Genomic DNA, 13,403 nt, shown 5'->3' on the forward strand with positions numbered 1-13,403 from the left:
CGGCGGCCAGACCGGCCATCATCCGCGCGAAGATGCCCTTGTCGCTCCACCGTTTCCAACGGTTGTACAGCGTCTTGTGCGGCCTGTATTCCTTAAGTGCGTCGCGCCAGCGCAAGCCATTGCGATTGATGAAGATAATCCCACTCAAGACGTGCCTGTCATCGACGCGTGGCTTGCCGTGGGACTTTGGAAAGTAGGGCTCCATACGCGCCATCTGCGCATCCGTCAGCCAGAAGAGATCAGACATGTTCATCGCTCAGTTTTAGAACCGTGAATCATGCTGCAAAACGAAAATCAATGGGTCCTGACCCTAGGACCTGTTTGACCGCCGCCTGGACATGACCCATCTCGAAGGTTTTCAGCAAGCGCGGTATTTGGACGTATTTGTTCACTGCTGTATTGTCGTGTCATTTTTCTTCCCTTTTGCTGGAGTTCAGAAAATCCAAACGTTCGACTTCTGCGATGGTTGGGCGGAAAAGCCAACGCCGTCCAAGTTTGAAACCTTAGTGTCGACCGTCGCGCGCCAAGCGCCGAAAGGTCTCCGGGTGGCACATTGCATACCGTCGGTCGAGCGACCGCAGGTCCTCAGGTGACAGAAGTGGTGCAAGAAGGACTTTGCGGTCTTCACTTCCGTCAAACGCCCACAACAAGATCGGGTCGTCTACTTCTTCAACCCGTAGAACATCGAGCAGGTCGAAGCAGGGATGCTCACCGGGTAAAGAAACCGACTTCAGGCCAGGAAGCTTTCGAAATCGTTCAACTGAAGATCGGCTGCAGCGCCAGCGCTCCACAAGGCAACGCGTAGCCAGTTGTGGTGGCGGGTATTGTCTTAAGGCGATAGTCAACTGGTAGGCGTCGTGTTCAGGCTGGTCGTCGAAGCAAAGTGAGCCATTGTTTGTTTGCATTGCCAAGTGCTGACTCCACTGCCCGGAGGAGATGGGTTCGAACTGAAGCAAGAGAAATTCTTCGCTGGCAGAAAATGATCTCTCAATCGGCGCGGCGATGCAGAACGGGGATTCGATGCGTTGTAGTGTTTCGAACCAGTCGATTGGGTGGTTCGTCGCTGGGAAATGCCTCAGAAAAAATTGTCTAAATCTTGCCCATAATCCACGTAAATTGGTGTGTTTTACCGTGTTTTCAACGGGTTCAGCAATTTTGCCGGAGTGAGGCACAAAATGGAAATTTCGCCTTGTATTCCCGTCGCTTGCAAGGATATACCCGTCGGCGGAGACGTGGCCGAGTGGTCGAAGGCGCTCCCCTGCTAAGGGAGTAGGCCCGGAAGGGTCTCGAGGGTTCGAATCCCTTCGTCTCCGCCATACCCGCTTTCGGTGTGACCTGTCGGCGTTGGCACGCCTTGCTGCCGTTGAAAACACTCACTTTTTCTGCACTGATGATCTCAGTTCGAATCCCCATAATGTGGGGTGGAGATCTGATGGGCGAAATTCAGGAAAAGGGTGGCGAGGCAAACGGTCGGCACGTCGAGCGTCGACTGACTCGACGTGCAGTCGAAAAAGCCGCTCCGGGCCGTCACACAATTGGAGGCGGCCTCTGCTTAGTAGTGGATCCAACGGGCGCAAAGCGGTGGTTGTCGCGAATTGTAGTGCATGGTCGACGTCGTGATTTCGGATTGGGTTCTGTCGCCGTGGTCAGCTTGGAAGAAGCAAGATCGAAAGCCGACGAATACCGAAGATTGGCCAGAGTTGGCGGCGATCCCATTGAACAGAAGGAAGCAGCATCCAAAGTATTCATTACGTTCGATGAGCTTGCCGCTCGCGTTCTCCAGCAGTCGAGCATTCCGAAAAGTAGCAACGGGAAGCATGTGGCCAATGGACCAACAAGCTGAAAACCTACGCATCCCCTGTAGTCGGGAAGAAGCCGGTTCACTGGATAACGTGATCAGAAATTTTCGCTGTTCTTAACCCGATCTGGAACGCCAAACATGAAACAGCACGTCGAGTGCGCCAGAGGATGGGTGTCGTGTTTGACTAGGTCAAACCAAGTTTCACTGTCCGCACTGTCCGCACTGTCAGTCTCTGGCGTTCCACCCCTTTTTCCTGAACAAGCGGCATCATGGAACAGGCTGACAACATTCCCCTATGTAACGGAGCGGGGCCTGGAGAAATGTTTGCCGTCGATGTCGAGGACATTTTCCCGCAAACTAGACGAGTTTGGATTGCCTACAAGGAAGCTGGAGCTTCAACGACCCCATTTCGTGAGCGATGGGTGGTACCCCTGATTATGCCTGGCGTCTAATGGGTGATTTTCCCAAAGACGGAAAAGCGTTTCGGTCGCCAAGCGGCTCACCTTATACCCTGCGCGAAAACGGCGGTGGACAAATGTCGGCGGCCTATCAGACTGTCCGCGAAGTTGCCAGCCTTGGCTCAGAGGTGACCCCGTATATTTTGCGCCACACTTGGGCAACCTGGTTCTACGCACAAACAAAGGACGAGCTACTTTTGAGAAAACTGGGGAGATGGGCCCAGAAGGATATGGCTTACCATTTTGCAAAAATTGTGCCACTGAATCTCAACAAAAGACTGCTGAGTTTTGGCTGAGACTTTAGGCAAAATTTGGACAAGTTGCCTTATGGGAACTTTTAATACGATGAAAAGTATACGAAAAATAACAAAAAGCGCTCCCTTAGCAGGGGAGCGCCTTTGACCACTCGGCCACGTCTCCGTCGACGGGTGTGTCCTTGCAAACGCTGGAAGTACAAGGGCAATTGTCAGCGGTTTGACAGATTTCTTTAGATTCCCAGGAAACCTTAGAATTACTCTTGTTGGCTAAGATTTCCCGCACTCCTCAACTCGGATCCGTCAAGCGCTTTGGGGTTTATTCAGCTTATGCAAGACAGGGATTCGCGCAGTTTGGCATTGATGGGTCGATCCTTCGTGTGAACTCCTTGGTTTACATTCGGGGAAACACAAGGCGGTTCCATTTGTTTTTGGACTTTCGGTCCGGCATTTCCCCGAACGCAGCGCATCATAGGCGCGTTATTGGTTTTCCAAGACCTTTCGGGCTACGCGAAAACACTCCAGCGCCTGTGGCACGCCGCAATAGATTCCGATCACATGGATGATGGCGCGGATTTCTTCTTTGGTCACACCGTTGTTGATGGCGCCCCGGCAGTGAATTTCCCATTCGTGCATTTTTCCTAACGCGCCGATCATGGACAGGTTCATCATCGATCGCGTTTTCGCATCGATCACGTCGTCGCCCCAGCCGAAACCCCAGCACCAGGCGGTCATTGCCTCTTGAAACGGGCGGATGAAGTCATCGGCGGCGGCAAGGTTCTTTTCCACGTATTCTGCGCCCAGCGTGCTCTTTCGTTGCTCCAAGCCTTTGAGAAACAGGTCTTCGTCAAAAATATCGGCCATTGCGGGTCTCCGGTGTGTCAGCGTGTCAGGCGGTGTTTGTAAAGGTGATCGTAATGCGGTTTCATCCGACGGTGCACCTGTTTCACCCGATCTGGAGCGTCCGTGATGTCGATATGCTTGCGCGGCTGTGGGGCAAGTCCGGTCGATTTCGCAAGGTTGCCGTGGAACGATCCTCCGTCCCACCAACTGTGGGCCGACGGGTCTCCGCCGGGCGCCCATGTCAGCGCGTCTTCGAGGAAGGGGATACCCACCTCCTCGCAAAAGGCCCTGGTCATGCCGTGGGGGTCTTCCAGCAGGTCATCGCTGTCGATCACCGGCGGCGGCGTTCCGTTCAGCGCCGTCAACAGATCGAACAGGGCACGCTGTTCGGGAAAGCCAACCTCGCCTTCGGCAAAGTCGGGCCATTGCTTGTACATCGACGTGATGGTCTTGGCCGGATCCCGGATCAGGAAGGCATGGGTGAAATGCGACAGGAACTCGGCATTCCACATGTGGTTGATGTAATGCGGGAAATCCTTGAGAAAGACCGGGCCCTTTTCTGCTCTCGCCTGAACATTCTGCCAGACACAGTCCAGCGTCAGGCCCGGCGTCGTAACGTCCCCCGGCTGAAACCGGTGCCACAAGGGGTCTTCGCCCTGATACCACGCCTCGCCAAAGGGTTCGTGCAGACAATCCAGATCTCCACGTTGCCGCATCATCCACTCAAACGCGGTCGAGGTGGATCGGGGCACAGCCCATAGCGCGAGGATCTTGTGCATAGTCATGGCCCTTCGTGCAGTCACAGACGTTTCAGCAATTGCCCGCGCGGTGTGTCAGGCGCGATACCGAGGGATTTGAAAATGCGCCAGTAAAGCGCGATATCGTGACCGATTACCGGCTTGCCCAGGGCGGCCTCAAGCGTATCGGCCAGATGCAGCGGACGCTGTGGCAGGCCATCAGGTCCTGTGCGGAAGTTGCACATGCCGTTGATCAGGATTGCATCGGCTTGCGGAGCTTTTTCGGTGACGTATTCAAAGCTCTTCAATGCCAGATCTCCGTCAAAGACCCAGCGATAGGAATTGACGTCTTCCTGACTGTCGAACCAGCCTTGGTCGTGAAAATTCCCGGCCCAGATCACGTCGAATCCGGCTTCTTTCAGGAAGTTGACCGTGCCCTGCCACCATTCCGGCCAGTGATAGGCGGCGTTCAGGGCCACTTTCTCGACATTCATATCGCGCAGGGCTTCGACCATGGCATAACCCGCCATGTGAAAGCGGGTACCATATTTGTCTGACAGGTCTTCGCAGTGTTGCCGGACACCTTCCACGCCCAGCCCGCAAGCATGGACCCAGTTCGAACCGACCTGACCGCAGACATCCACGCCATTGCGCGACATGCAGTGAACGAAATCATCCAGCATACCAAAGTTTTTTTTGCGCTGGTCCAAACCGTGTACATAGTCCGGCACGTGTAGCATCCAGCCATGAACGCCGACGGTTTCGGGGCACATGTTCAAAAAATCTGATGGGGCGGCGTCAAAGTCGAACGGCGGCGAGGTAAAGCCGACCTGATGGGGAAACAGTTTGTGTTCTGGGCGCCAGTCTTCGGGCATCAGCATTGGCGTGTCACCTCGGTCATCATTCCACAGCCTCGCGCATCCATTGCTGAAGCCGCGCGATTGAATGTTCCGACATCACTCCGCACCCCGGATCCAGCACCAGCGGGCCGGGACGGTAACCTCGGGATTTCAGGCCGCGGTGGACGGATTCTACTAGGCAGATGTCTTCTTCGACCGTTGTTTCGCGGTCCTGAACAGCCAACTGCCGGATAACCGCGTTTTCCGAACCACCTTCGGTGTACCAGCCGCGCCAGACGGTGCAGTGATCGGCATCAACAGCGCGCCAGTGATAAGTGTTCAGCACGTTGCCCGGGTAACACTGGAACGAGAACATCGGCCACAGGAACCACGACTGATAGTCGCCTGCGTGCGGTACCGACAAGTCAATGGGATATGTCATTTTGTCGAGGCTTTGGCATTCGGTCGTGTGACGCAGCACATAGCCGCCGCCTGCATCGGGCTGAATGTCATAAGTTTCGGGCTTGACCACGCCCTCGGCGAAGGTGGGGTGGTTGGTCGGGCAGTGGTAGCATTCCGAGTAATTCTCGATACTGACCTTCCAGTTGCAGTTTTCCGGAATCTCGACCCATTCCAGCGGTTCCAGATCGTCGATATGCGGAACGAAGGCGCGGATTTCCTCGCGCACGCCGGGATACCATTCATCCATGGGTGCGGCGTTGTCATCGAGGTTGACGAAGATGAAACCGTTGAACACCTCGGTCCGGACCGAGGTCAGGCAGATCGCGCTGCGGTCGAAACCGGGAACGGATTTGATATTAGGGCCAGCACGCAGCTGGCCGGATAGCTCATAGGTCCAGGCGTGGTATGGGCAGACGACGACGCGGGTGTTGCCCGCACCGGTTACCATTTCATGTGCGCGGTGCTGGCAGACATTGTAGAAGGTGCGGATTTCGTTATCGCGTCCACGAATGCAGAACAGGCTTTGCCCGGCAATCTCGAAGGCGAAGTAGTCACCAGGTTCCCTGACCTGTGCGACATGGCCCGCGAACTGCCACGTCCGAGCCAGCAGCCCCTGCATCTCCTGCTCGAAAATGCCGGGGTCGGTATAATATCGGGCGTCCAATGAGTGGGTCAGGGGTGCGTTCATTCTGGCTCCTCCGCGTAGAGGCCAAGTTGATGACGGCGAAGATGGAAACGTTCGACCCGTTCAACGATCTCGTCACTGGAAACTGCAATCACAAAGGACAGTAACGTTTCCAGCAATGCGATGGTCGAGACGGATGATGGGAAAAACTGCGGCGTGTCGGCTGCGACAACGAACCCGTGATGGGCGTTTAGAATGACCGGGCTGGCGGGGCTGTCCGAGATGCCTACGACGGTCAGCCCCTGTTGTCGGGCCAGCTTGATCGCCTCGATCACTTCGGTGCGGTACGGGCGGCAGGTAATTGCGATCAGCACGTCCTGCTCATCGGCCCAGGCCAGATCGTCTACCGGGGTCGAGCCGGGGCGGGGGATGGCGTGGAATTGTTTCATCCCTGTCGAGGCAAGATAAGTGAAATTGCGCGCGTTCGAGTTGTTGACGCCGACGCCCAGAGTGAAGATCTGGCGGCAATTCCAGATATCTTCAGCGGCAGCCTTCAGGCGCGTAGCATCGATCCCGGCGAAGGTTTCTTCGATATTCTGGATCGCGGCGCCGATCATATCGGCATAGAGCCCACCCAATTCACCTGACTTGCCGATATTCTGTAACCACCGGGCACGATCCGGAAACGACACCTGCCCATTGCGGATTGCTTCGCGAAACGGTTCGCGGAAATCTTCGTACCCGTCAAAACCCACCTGCCGCGCCATGCGCACGAACGTATTGGGTTTGACCTTGGCGGCTTCTGCGATTTCACGCACGGTCGAAACGCCGACATCCGTTGGGTTTTCCAGCACGTAGCGCGCGGCTTTCTGCGCCTCTGGGGTCAAGGCGTCCCACTCTTCGGTCAGGCGGCCCAGAACAGTTGATGATACATTTGTGTCATTCATGATTGACGATGGTACAAGTGTGGAATTAGCCTGTCGAGCAGAAAAGCGACTCGGGAAGAGGAAAATCATGTCCGGGAACGAACTGCCATCACATGCACGCGTTGTCATTGTCGGGGGCGGCGTCATGGGGGTTGGCCTAGCCTATCATCTGGCGCATGAAGGGTGGGGCGATGACACTGTCCTGCTGGAAAAAGCCGAGCTGACCAGCGGCAGCACATGGCACGCGGCGGGGCAGATCACGCATTCGACCTCGAGCTTCGGGTTGGGCAAATGTGTGGACTACAACATCGGACTTTATTCCGGTCAGCTTGAGGCGGAAACCGGCCAGCCCGTTACGTGGCATGGCTGCGGGTCATTCCGTCTGGCCTATACCGAGGATGAGATGGACTGGCTGCGCCACACACTTTCGGTGGGTCGGTCGCTTGGGTTCAACATCGAACTGGTCGGGCCCGAGAAAGTGGCCGAGTTGCACCCGTTCTACAACCTCGAAGGCGTACTGGGCGCGCTGCACACACCGGACGATGGTCACGTAGACCCGACCAACGTGACGATGGCGATGGCCACTGGTGCGCGTCAGAAAGGCGTGCGCATTTTCCGCAACTGCCGTGCGACCAACATTACGCAGGGCGAGAATGGCGAATGGGTTGTCGAGTCCGAGATGGGCACGATCATCTGCGAGCATGTGGTGAACGCTGGCGGCACCTATGCCCGTCAGATGGGCGAATGGTCTGGGTTGCAACTGCCCATGACCTCGATGACGCACCATTACTTTGTGACCGAGCCGGTGCCAGAGTTCCAGAACCTTGACAAAGAACTGCCGGTTATCCGCGATGACCGAAAGGTCTCCGGTTATATCCGCATGGAGCAGCAGCGCGGGCTGATCGGGATCTACGAGAAAGAGAACCCGAACTCGGTCTGGCATGACCATTGCCCGTGGGAATACGAGAACTGGCTGTTCGACGCGGATTACGACCGGGTGATGCCGTGGCTTGAAGAAAGCCTGAACCGGATGCCGATCTTTGCTGAGTTGGGCATTCAGCGCGACGTGCACGGGGCGATTTCGCATCCGCCCGATGGCAACCCGCTGATTGGCCCTGCGCCCGGGGTACGGAACTATTGGTGCTGCTGCGGCACACAGATCGGTATCGGCTGGGGTCCGGGCCTGACCCGCGAACTGGCGCGCTGGATGGTGCATGGGGCTGCTGAAATCTCGATGCGCGAATACGATCCGCGCCGGTTTGGCAGCTATGCCACCAAGGACTGGCAGGTGATCAAGGCCGAGGAAGACTACTGCCTGCGCCACGAAATCCCTTTCCCGCATTTCAACCGTTTGGAGGGGCGTCCGATCAAGCCGTCGCCGCTGTATGAGCTGTTGAAATCCAAGGGTGCGGTACATGAAGAAGTTTATGGCTTCGAACGCCCTCGCTGGTTCGCACGGGACGGTGTGGAACAGCGCGATCACTATTCCTTCCGCCGGACCCCCGCCGACGACATGGTCGCGGCCGAGGTCAAAGCGGTCCGCCAGAGCGTCGGTATTATGGACGTAACCGCCTTCACCAAGGTCGAGGTTTCGGGGCCGGACGCCTATGCCCTGCTGGATCGGTTAACGGCCAACCGGATGCCGCAAAAGGTTGGCTCGATCACGCTGACCCACATGTTAAACCGTCGCGGTCGGATCGAGTTGGAGACGACGATAGTCCGTATGGCCGAAGACCGCTTCTATCTGGTCTGCGCGGCCTTCTTCGAACAACGCCTGCTGGACCATCTGGCGCAACAGCGCGCGGATGAGGACGTGCAGATCACCGCATTGTCCGCCGACTGGTCGGCCCTGTCGCTGAACGGCCCGCGGTCGCGTGACGTGCTGGCGTGCTGCACTGACGCCGATCTGACCAATGTCGGTTTCCGCTGGTTGTCTGCGCAAGAGATCACCATCGCTGGTCACAAGGTCTGGGCTTTCCGTATGTCTTATGCCGGTGAACTTGGGTGGGAACTGCACATGCCCAACGCCGCATGTCTCGACGTCTACACCGCGCTTTGGGCGGCAGGTGAGCCGCGCGGCATCACCGACTATGGCAGCTTTGCCATGAATGTGATGCGGATGGAGAAAGGCTTTAAAGGCGCAGGTGAACTGACCAACGAAGTCACTTTGGCCGAGGCCGACGTGCTGCGCTTTGCCCGCACCGATAAGGAGTATCTGGGTAAAGACAAGACGTTGAACGCCGACTTGCCTTGGATCTGCGCATATCTTGAAATCGAACCGGATGGCGAGATTGATGGTCATGGCGGCGAAGCTGTGATGCTGGACGGGCGTGTTGTGGGTTCCACAGCCTCGGTAGCTTACGGTCATACCGTCGGCAAGATCCTCGCCTTTGCTTACATAAAGCCCGAAGCGGCTGAAGTCGGGACCGAATTGGAGGTCGTGATCCATGGCAAACCTCGCGCGGCCCGCGTGCTCGGTGAGCCTGCCTATGATCCGCAAAGCTTGTTGCCTCGAACGGATGGCATTTTGGAGACCGCGTAATGAATCTTCCTGACAAAATGAAAGCCATGGTCACGATGGGCCATGGCGGCTTGGAGAAAATCGTCCTGCACCAGGATTGGCCACGCCCGGAACCCGCCGCCGGTGAGGTGCTGATCAAAGTCGCCGCCTGTGGGCTGAACAATACCGACGTCAACACGCGATCCGGCTGGTATTCCAAGACTGTAACCGATGCCACTACAGGTGGTGCGTTTGAAGAAGTTGGCGAAGAAGACCCGACTTGGGGTGGCGCACCTATTACTTTCCCGCGCATTCAAGGGGCTGATATCTGCGGCGAGATCGTCGCTGTTGGTGACGGTGTGGACAGCGCGCGTATCGGAGAACGGGTCATAACGGATGGTTGGCTGCGCGATCCGACTGATCCGGGCAACATGAACAAGACAGGCTATTTCGGATCCGAGCGCGAAGGTGGCTTTGCCGAATATGCAACAACGCTGGCCGTGAATGCGGTGCCGATCACCTCGGACCTGTCGGATGCCGAGCTTGCGACATTCTCCTGCTCTTACTCCACCGCCGAAGGTATGCTCAGCCGCGCCAACGTGACCGAAAGGGACACCGTGCTTGTGCCCGGAGCATCGGGCGGTGTTGGCGGTGCCCTCGTCCAATTGGCCAAACGGAGAGGCGCACGGGTCATCGCAATGGCGTCCGAGGCCAAACACGCGGATGTCGCCAAACTTGGGCCGGACAGGATCCTGTCCCGTGACCCTGGTAACCTGCGCAACGCGCTGGGCGATGAAAAGATCACCGTGGTCGCGGATGTTGTCGGAGGGCCGTACTGGCCGAACCTGATCGATATTCTGGAGCGTGGCGGTCGGTATACCTGTTCGGGTGCTATCGCAGGCCCAATGGTCGAGCTTGATTTGCGAACCTTCTACCTGCGCGATCTGACATTCACGGGCTCGACCGTGATTGACCCTCAGGTCATGAAGAACCTTGTGAAATACATTGAGGCCGGTGACCTCAAGCCAGCACTTGCGGCAACCTATCCCCTGGAGGAATTGCGTGACGCGCAGGCGGCCTTCATTGCCAAGCAGCACACAGGCAATATCGTGGTGGTGCCATGACGCTGGATGACGTTCTGGAAGCCGCGCGGCAATTGCATCAATCGCATCCTGAGATGGCCGCGTTTGCACCTTGGCCCGATGACCTGAAACCAGCAAACCTGCAGCCGGCGCATATTCCGGCAATCGATCAGGTCGCTGGCTTTGACCTTGAAACAACCGACGCCACGCGGGATCTGATCGCTGCGATCAAAGCGACATCGCATCTGGGGCATTGGAAACAAACCTATACCGAAGAAGAGGTCGGCGCGGATTTTCTGAACCGATACGGTTACTATGAATTGTTTGGTCCGGGCGGGCATTTCCATTCGACCCAGTTGCGTGGCTATGTCGGGTATTGGGGGGCCGGTCTGACCTATGATTGGCACAGCCACCAAGCCGAAGAGATTTATCTGGTTCTCGAAGGAGCAGCCCTTTTCAAGATTGAAGGCAACGAAACCCACATAGGCCCGAACCAGACGCGTCAGCATTCAAGTTGGCAGAGCCACGCCATGATCACGACGGATCAGCCGATTCTGACATTTGTCCTTTGGCGCGGGGAAGGAATGGGTGGTCTGCCTCTGATGGGTGCTGCATGAAGATCACCCGTATCCGCGTATACCAAATGGGCCTGCCCTATGTGGGCGGAGCCTATGTCTGGGGTGCAGGAAACGCGATTGAGACTGCTGTTGCATCCGTGGTTGTCCTCGATACCGATGCGGGGTTGCAGGGCTGCGGTGAATTCACGCCCTGTGGTGAGAACTACATGGTCGCTCATTCCGAAGGTGTGGTGGCTTTGGCGCGGCTGGTTGCTTCGACGCTGCTGGGTGAGGACCCAAGGCAGGTGGCGCGGATCGAGCAGTTGATGGATCATCTGGTGCAGGGCCACGGCTATGCCAAGGCCCCGTTCGACGCGGCCTGCTGGGATATTCTGGGGAAAGCCAGTGGTCAACCGGTCTGGATGCTGTTGGGCGGTAAGTTGACGGACGGCGCATCTATGTATCGGGTAGCCCCGCAAAAAGCGGTGGATGAGACGGTGGCCGAGATGAACGCCTATCGCGATCAGGGCTATCGCCAGTTTCAAGTCAAGGTCGGGGGTGACTGGGCGACTGATATAGATCGAATCCGCACGACGGTTCCATTGCTGAAACCGCGAGAAAAGGCGATGGCCGATGCCAATCAGGGGTGGCGTGTCGACAATGCAATCCGCGTGGCACGCGCTACACGCGATCTGGATTATATCCTCGAACAACCCTGTCGCAGCTATGAAGAGTGCCAGCAGGTGCGCCGCGTGGCCGAGCAACCGATGAAACTGGATGAATGTGTGACAGGTATCCACATGGCGCAGCGGATCGTCGCCGATCGGGGTGCCGAGATCTGCTGTTTGAAGATCTCGAATCTGGGTGGCATCAGCAAGGCGCGGCGCGTGCGGGACTATCTGATCGACAACCGCTTCCCTGTGGTCAGCGAAGACACGTGGGGGGGCGAGATCACGACGTCTGTGGTGGCGCATTTTGCGGCGTCGACGCCGCCTGAGTATTTGCAGAACACAACTGATCTGATGAACTACAACACCCGATCAACTGGCATCGGTGGCCCGACGGCCCAGGATGGCAAACTCTATGCAACCGACACGCCGGGTTTGGGCGTGACACCTGACTTTGAAAGCCTCGGCGCGCCGGTGGCGGAGTACACTCTGTGAAGATCAAGACCATAACTGTTTACCACGTCGATCTACCGCTGGAGCATCCCTATTGGCTGTCCGGCGGGCGGCTGAAGTTCGAAACGCTCGACGCGACGATTGTGAAGATCGAATCCGATACCGGGCTGGTCGGTTGGGGAGAGGGCACCCCTTGGGGTCATACATATGTGCCTGCTCACGGACCAGGCATTCGCGCGGGTATCGAGACGATGGCCCCCTTCATTCTGGGCCTCGATCCGCGCAGGGTTCTGGATGTGGAACGGGCGATGGATCTGGCCCTGCCCGGGCACCTTTACGCCAAGAGTCCGATTGACATGGCCTGCTGGGATATCGCCGGACAGGCGGCGGGTCTGCCCATTGCCGATCTGATGGGGGGCGGGTCGCGTACGCCGCGCCCGATTGCATCCTCGGTCGGGGCCAAGACTGTCGAGGAAACCCGCGAGGTTATGGAGCGCTATCGTAGCCGAGGATACATCGCCCATTCGGTGAAAATTGGCGGCGATGTCGAGCGGGACATAGCCCGTGTCCGGGATGTGGAAAGCATTCGCCGCCCCGGAGAGATTGTCCTCTACGACGTCAATCGCGGCTGGACGCGTCAGCAGGCCCTGCGGGTGATGAGCGCTTGCGAGGATCTGAACGTGATGTTCGAACAGCCCGGCGAATCGCTGGATGACATTGCCGCGATTTCGGGTCTTCACGCGTCTCCCGTATCAGTGGACGAAAGTCTGGTGACGTTGCAGGACGCGACCCGGATTGCGCGGGACGGTCTGGCCGAAGTATTCGGGATCAAGCTGAACCGCGTGGGCGGTCTGACCAAGGCTGCGCGGATGCGGGATATCGCCCTGGCACATGGGATCGACATGTTTGTGATGGCAACCGGCGGGTCGGTTCTGGCCGATACCGAGGCGTTGCATCTGGCCGCGACCATCCCCGATGACAACTGCCACGCTGTCTGGGCCTGCCAGGACATGATCACCGTGGACATCGCGGGGGCGCGCGGGCCTCGAAACATCGACGGTCATCTGCATCTGCCCGAATCGCCGGGACTCGGCGTTTATCCGGATGAAGATCAACTGGGGCCGCCCATTGCGACCTACGAGGCCCCGCGATGATCCGCCTCTTCATCTGGCCAGAAATATCCCGGGGTGTGAATTGG

The 13,403-nt window shown here is 57.5% G+C and carries 15 protein-coding genes and 2 tRNA genes; 9 read left to right on the plus strand and 8 right to left on the minus strand.

Annotation, left to right across the window (positions count from 1 at the left end; all coding sequences use genetic code 11):
- On the minus strand, positions 1–247 hold a 247-nt coding region (locus AC2FLD_RS07750; RefSeq protein ID WP_496668393.1), incomplete at its 3' end, for a transposase.
- 256 nt (positions 248–503) lie between these two features.
- Positions 504–1,172, minus strand: a complete 669-nt coding sequence (locus AC2FLD_RS07755) for a hypothetical protein (RefSeq protein ID WP_496668395.1) — start codon at positions 1,170–1,172, stop codon at positions 504–506.
- 54 nt (positions 1,173–1,226) lie between these two features.
- On the opposite strand from AC2FLD_RS07755, the gene AC2FLD_RS07760 reads away from it, so the two are divergent.
- From AC2FLD_RS07760 to AC2FLD_RS07775, 4 genes are all read left to right on the plus strand, one after another.
- Positions 1,227–1,316 (plus strand) — tRNA-Ser (locus tag AC2FLD_RS07760).
- A gap of 116 nt (positions 1,317–1,432) precedes the next feature.
- Positions 1,433–1,843, plus strand: coding sequence for an Arm DNA-binding domain-containing protein (locus AC2FLD_RS07765; protein WP_496668397.1), 411 nt, complete (start codon positions 1,433–1,435; stop codon positions 1,841–1,843).
- A 59-nt stretch (positions 1,844–1,902) separates the two neighbouring features.
- Positions 1,903–1,989 (plus strand): phage integrase central domain-containing protein, encoded by an 87-nt coding sequence (locus tag AC2FLD_RS07770; RefSeq protein WP_496668867.1) that lies wholly within the window; start codon positions 1,903–1,905, stop codon positions 1,987–1,989.
- Positions 1,990–2,219: 230 nt separating this feature from the next.
- Positions 2,220–2,555, plus strand: a complete 336-nt coding sequence (locus tag AC2FLD_RS07775; protein WP_496668399.1) for a hypothetical protein — start codon at positions 2,220–2,222, stop codon at positions 2,553–2,555.
- Here AC2FLD_RS07775 and AC2FLD_RS07780 read toward each other — a convergent pair.
- The 6 genes from AC2FLD_RS07780 to AC2FLD_RS07805 form a co-directional block, all read right to left on the minus strand.
- Positions 2,549–2,680, minus strand: a tRNA-Ser gene (locus tag AC2FLD_RS07780). The genes AC2FLD_RS07775 and AC2FLD_RS07780 overlap by 7 nt on opposite strands.
- Positions 2,681–2,993: 313 nt before the next feature.
- The gene (locus AC2FLD_RS07785; protein WP_496668401.1) at positions 2,994–3,377 is read right to left on the minus strand and encodes a carboxymuconolactone decarboxylase family protein; all 384 of its coding nucleotides are present in this window, start codon (positions 3,375–3,377) and stop codon (positions 2,994–2,996) included.
- Positions 3,378–3,394: 17 nt separating this feature from the next.
- A complete protein-coding gene (locus AC2FLD_RS07790; RefSeq protein WP_496668403.1) occupies positions 3,395–4,135 on the minus strand; it encodes a sulfotransferase-like domain-containing protein in 741 nt (246 codons plus the stop codon).
- A 20-nt stretch (positions 4,136–4,155) separates the two neighbouring features.
- A complete protein-coding gene (locus AC2FLD_RS07795) occupies positions 4,156–4,974 on the minus strand; it encodes an aspartate racemase/maleate isomerase family protein (RefSeq protein WP_496668405.1) in 819 nt (272 codons plus the stop codon).
- A gap of 19 nt (positions 4,975–4,993) precedes the next feature.
- Entirely contained in the window at positions 4,994–6,082 is a 1,089-nt protein-coding gene (locus tag AC2FLD_RS07800) for an aromatic ring-hydroxylating oxygenase subunit alpha (protein ID WP_496668407.1), read from the minus strand.
- Complete coding sequence (locus AC2FLD_RS07805; RefSeq protein WP_050603951.1) at positions 6,079–6,966, minus strand: MurR/RpiR family transcriptional regulator; 888 nt, start codon at positions 6,964–6,966, stop codon at positions 6,079–6,081. Before AC2FLD_RS07805 ends, AC2FLD_RS07800 begins: the two co-directional genes overlap by 4 nt.
- A 67-nt stretch (positions 6,967–7,033) precedes the next feature.
- Here AC2FLD_RS07805 and AC2FLD_RS07810 point away from each other — a divergent pair, with 67 nt between their 5' ends.
- Genes AC2FLD_RS07810 through AC2FLD_RS07830 form a run of 5 tightly spaced genes read left to right on the plus strand, consistent with a single transcriptional unit; the run spans position 7,034 to position 13,359 of the window.
- Positions 7,034–9,487, plus strand: coding sequence for an FAD-dependent oxidoreductase (locus AC2FLD_RS07810; RefSeq protein WP_496668409.1), 2,454 nt, complete (start codon positions 7,034–7,036; stop codon positions 9,485–9,487).
- A complete protein-coding gene (locus AC2FLD_RS07815) occupies positions 9,487–10,569 on the plus strand; it encodes an alcohol dehydrogenase family protein (protein ID WP_496668411.1) in 1,083 nt (360 codons plus the stop codon). The genes AC2FLD_RS07810 and AC2FLD_RS07815 overlap by 1 nt, the downstream gene beginning before the upstream one ends.
- Positions 10,566–11,144 (plus strand): dimethylsulfonioproprionate lyase family protein, encoded by a 579-nt coding sequence (locus AC2FLD_RS07820; RefSeq protein WP_496668413.1) that lies wholly within the window; start codon positions 10,566–10,568, stop codon positions 11,142–11,144. Before AC2FLD_RS07815 ends, AC2FLD_RS07820 begins: the two co-directional genes overlap by 4 nt.
- Entirely contained in the window at positions 11,141–12,247 is a 1,107-nt protein-coding gene (locus tag AC2FLD_RS07825; protein ID WP_496668415.1) for a mandelate racemase/muconate lactonizing enzyme family protein, read from the plus strand. The genes AC2FLD_RS07820 and AC2FLD_RS07825 overlap by 4 nt, the downstream gene beginning before the upstream one ends.
- Entirely contained in the window at positions 12,244–13,359 is a 1,116-nt protein-coding gene (locus AC2FLD_RS07830) for a mandelate racemase/muconate lactonizing enzyme family protein (protein ID WP_496668417.1), read from the plus strand. The genes AC2FLD_RS07825 and AC2FLD_RS07830 overlap by 4 nt, the downstream gene beginning before the upstream one ends.
- The last annotated feature ends 44 nt before the right edge of the window (positions 13,360–13,403 follow it).

The organism is Ruegeria sp. CDSA021, from assembly GCF_059612325.1.

Excerpts from the sequence above, each read along its gene's own strand:
- AC2FLD_RS07765 (WP_496668397.1), top strand. The coding sequence starts at position 1,433 with ATGGGCGAAATTCAGGAAAAGGGTGGCGAGGCAAACGGTCGGCACGTC.
- AC2FLD_RS07775 (WP_496668399.1), top strand. The coding sequence starts at position 2,220 with ATGGGTGGTACCCCTGATTATGCCTGGCGTCTAATGGGTGATTTTCCC.
- AC2FLD_RS07785 (WP_496668401.1), bottom strand. The coding sequence starts at position 3,377 with ATGGCCGATATTTTTGACGAAGACCTGTTTCTCAAAGGCTTGGAGCAA.
- AC2FLD_RS07790 (WP_496668403.1), bottom strand. The coding sequence starts at position 4,135 with ATGCACAAGATCCTCGCGCTATGGGCTGTGCCCCGATCCACCTCGACC.
- AC2FLD_RS07795 (WP_496668405.1), bottom strand. The coding sequence starts at position 4,974 with ATGCTGATGCCCGAAGACTGGCGCCCAGAACACAAACTGTTTCCCCAT.
- AC2FLD_RS07800 (WP_496668407.1), bottom strand. The coding sequence starts at position 6,082 with ATGAACGCACCCCTGACCCACTCATTGGACGCCCGATATTATACCGAC.
- AC2FLD_RS07805 (WP_050603951.1), bottom strand. The coding sequence starts at position 6,966 with ATGAATGACACAAATGTATCATCAACTGTTCTGGGCCGCCTGACCGAA.
- AC2FLD_RS07810 (WP_496668409.1), top strand. The coding sequence starts at position 7,034 with ATGTCCGGGAACGAACTGCCATCACATGCACGCGTTGTCATTGTCGGG.
- AC2FLD_RS07815 (WP_496668411.1), top strand. The coding sequence starts at position 9,487 with ATGAATCTTCCTGACAAAATGAAAGCCATGGTCACGATGGGCCATGGC.
- AC2FLD_RS07820 (WP_496668413.1), top strand. The coding sequence starts at position 10,566 with ATGACGCTGGATGACGTTCTGGAAGCCGCGCGGCAATTGCATCAATCG.
- AC2FLD_RS07825 (WP_496668415.1), top strand. The coding sequence starts at position 11,141 with ATGAAGATCACCCGTATCCGCGTATACCAAATGGGCCTGCCCTATGTG.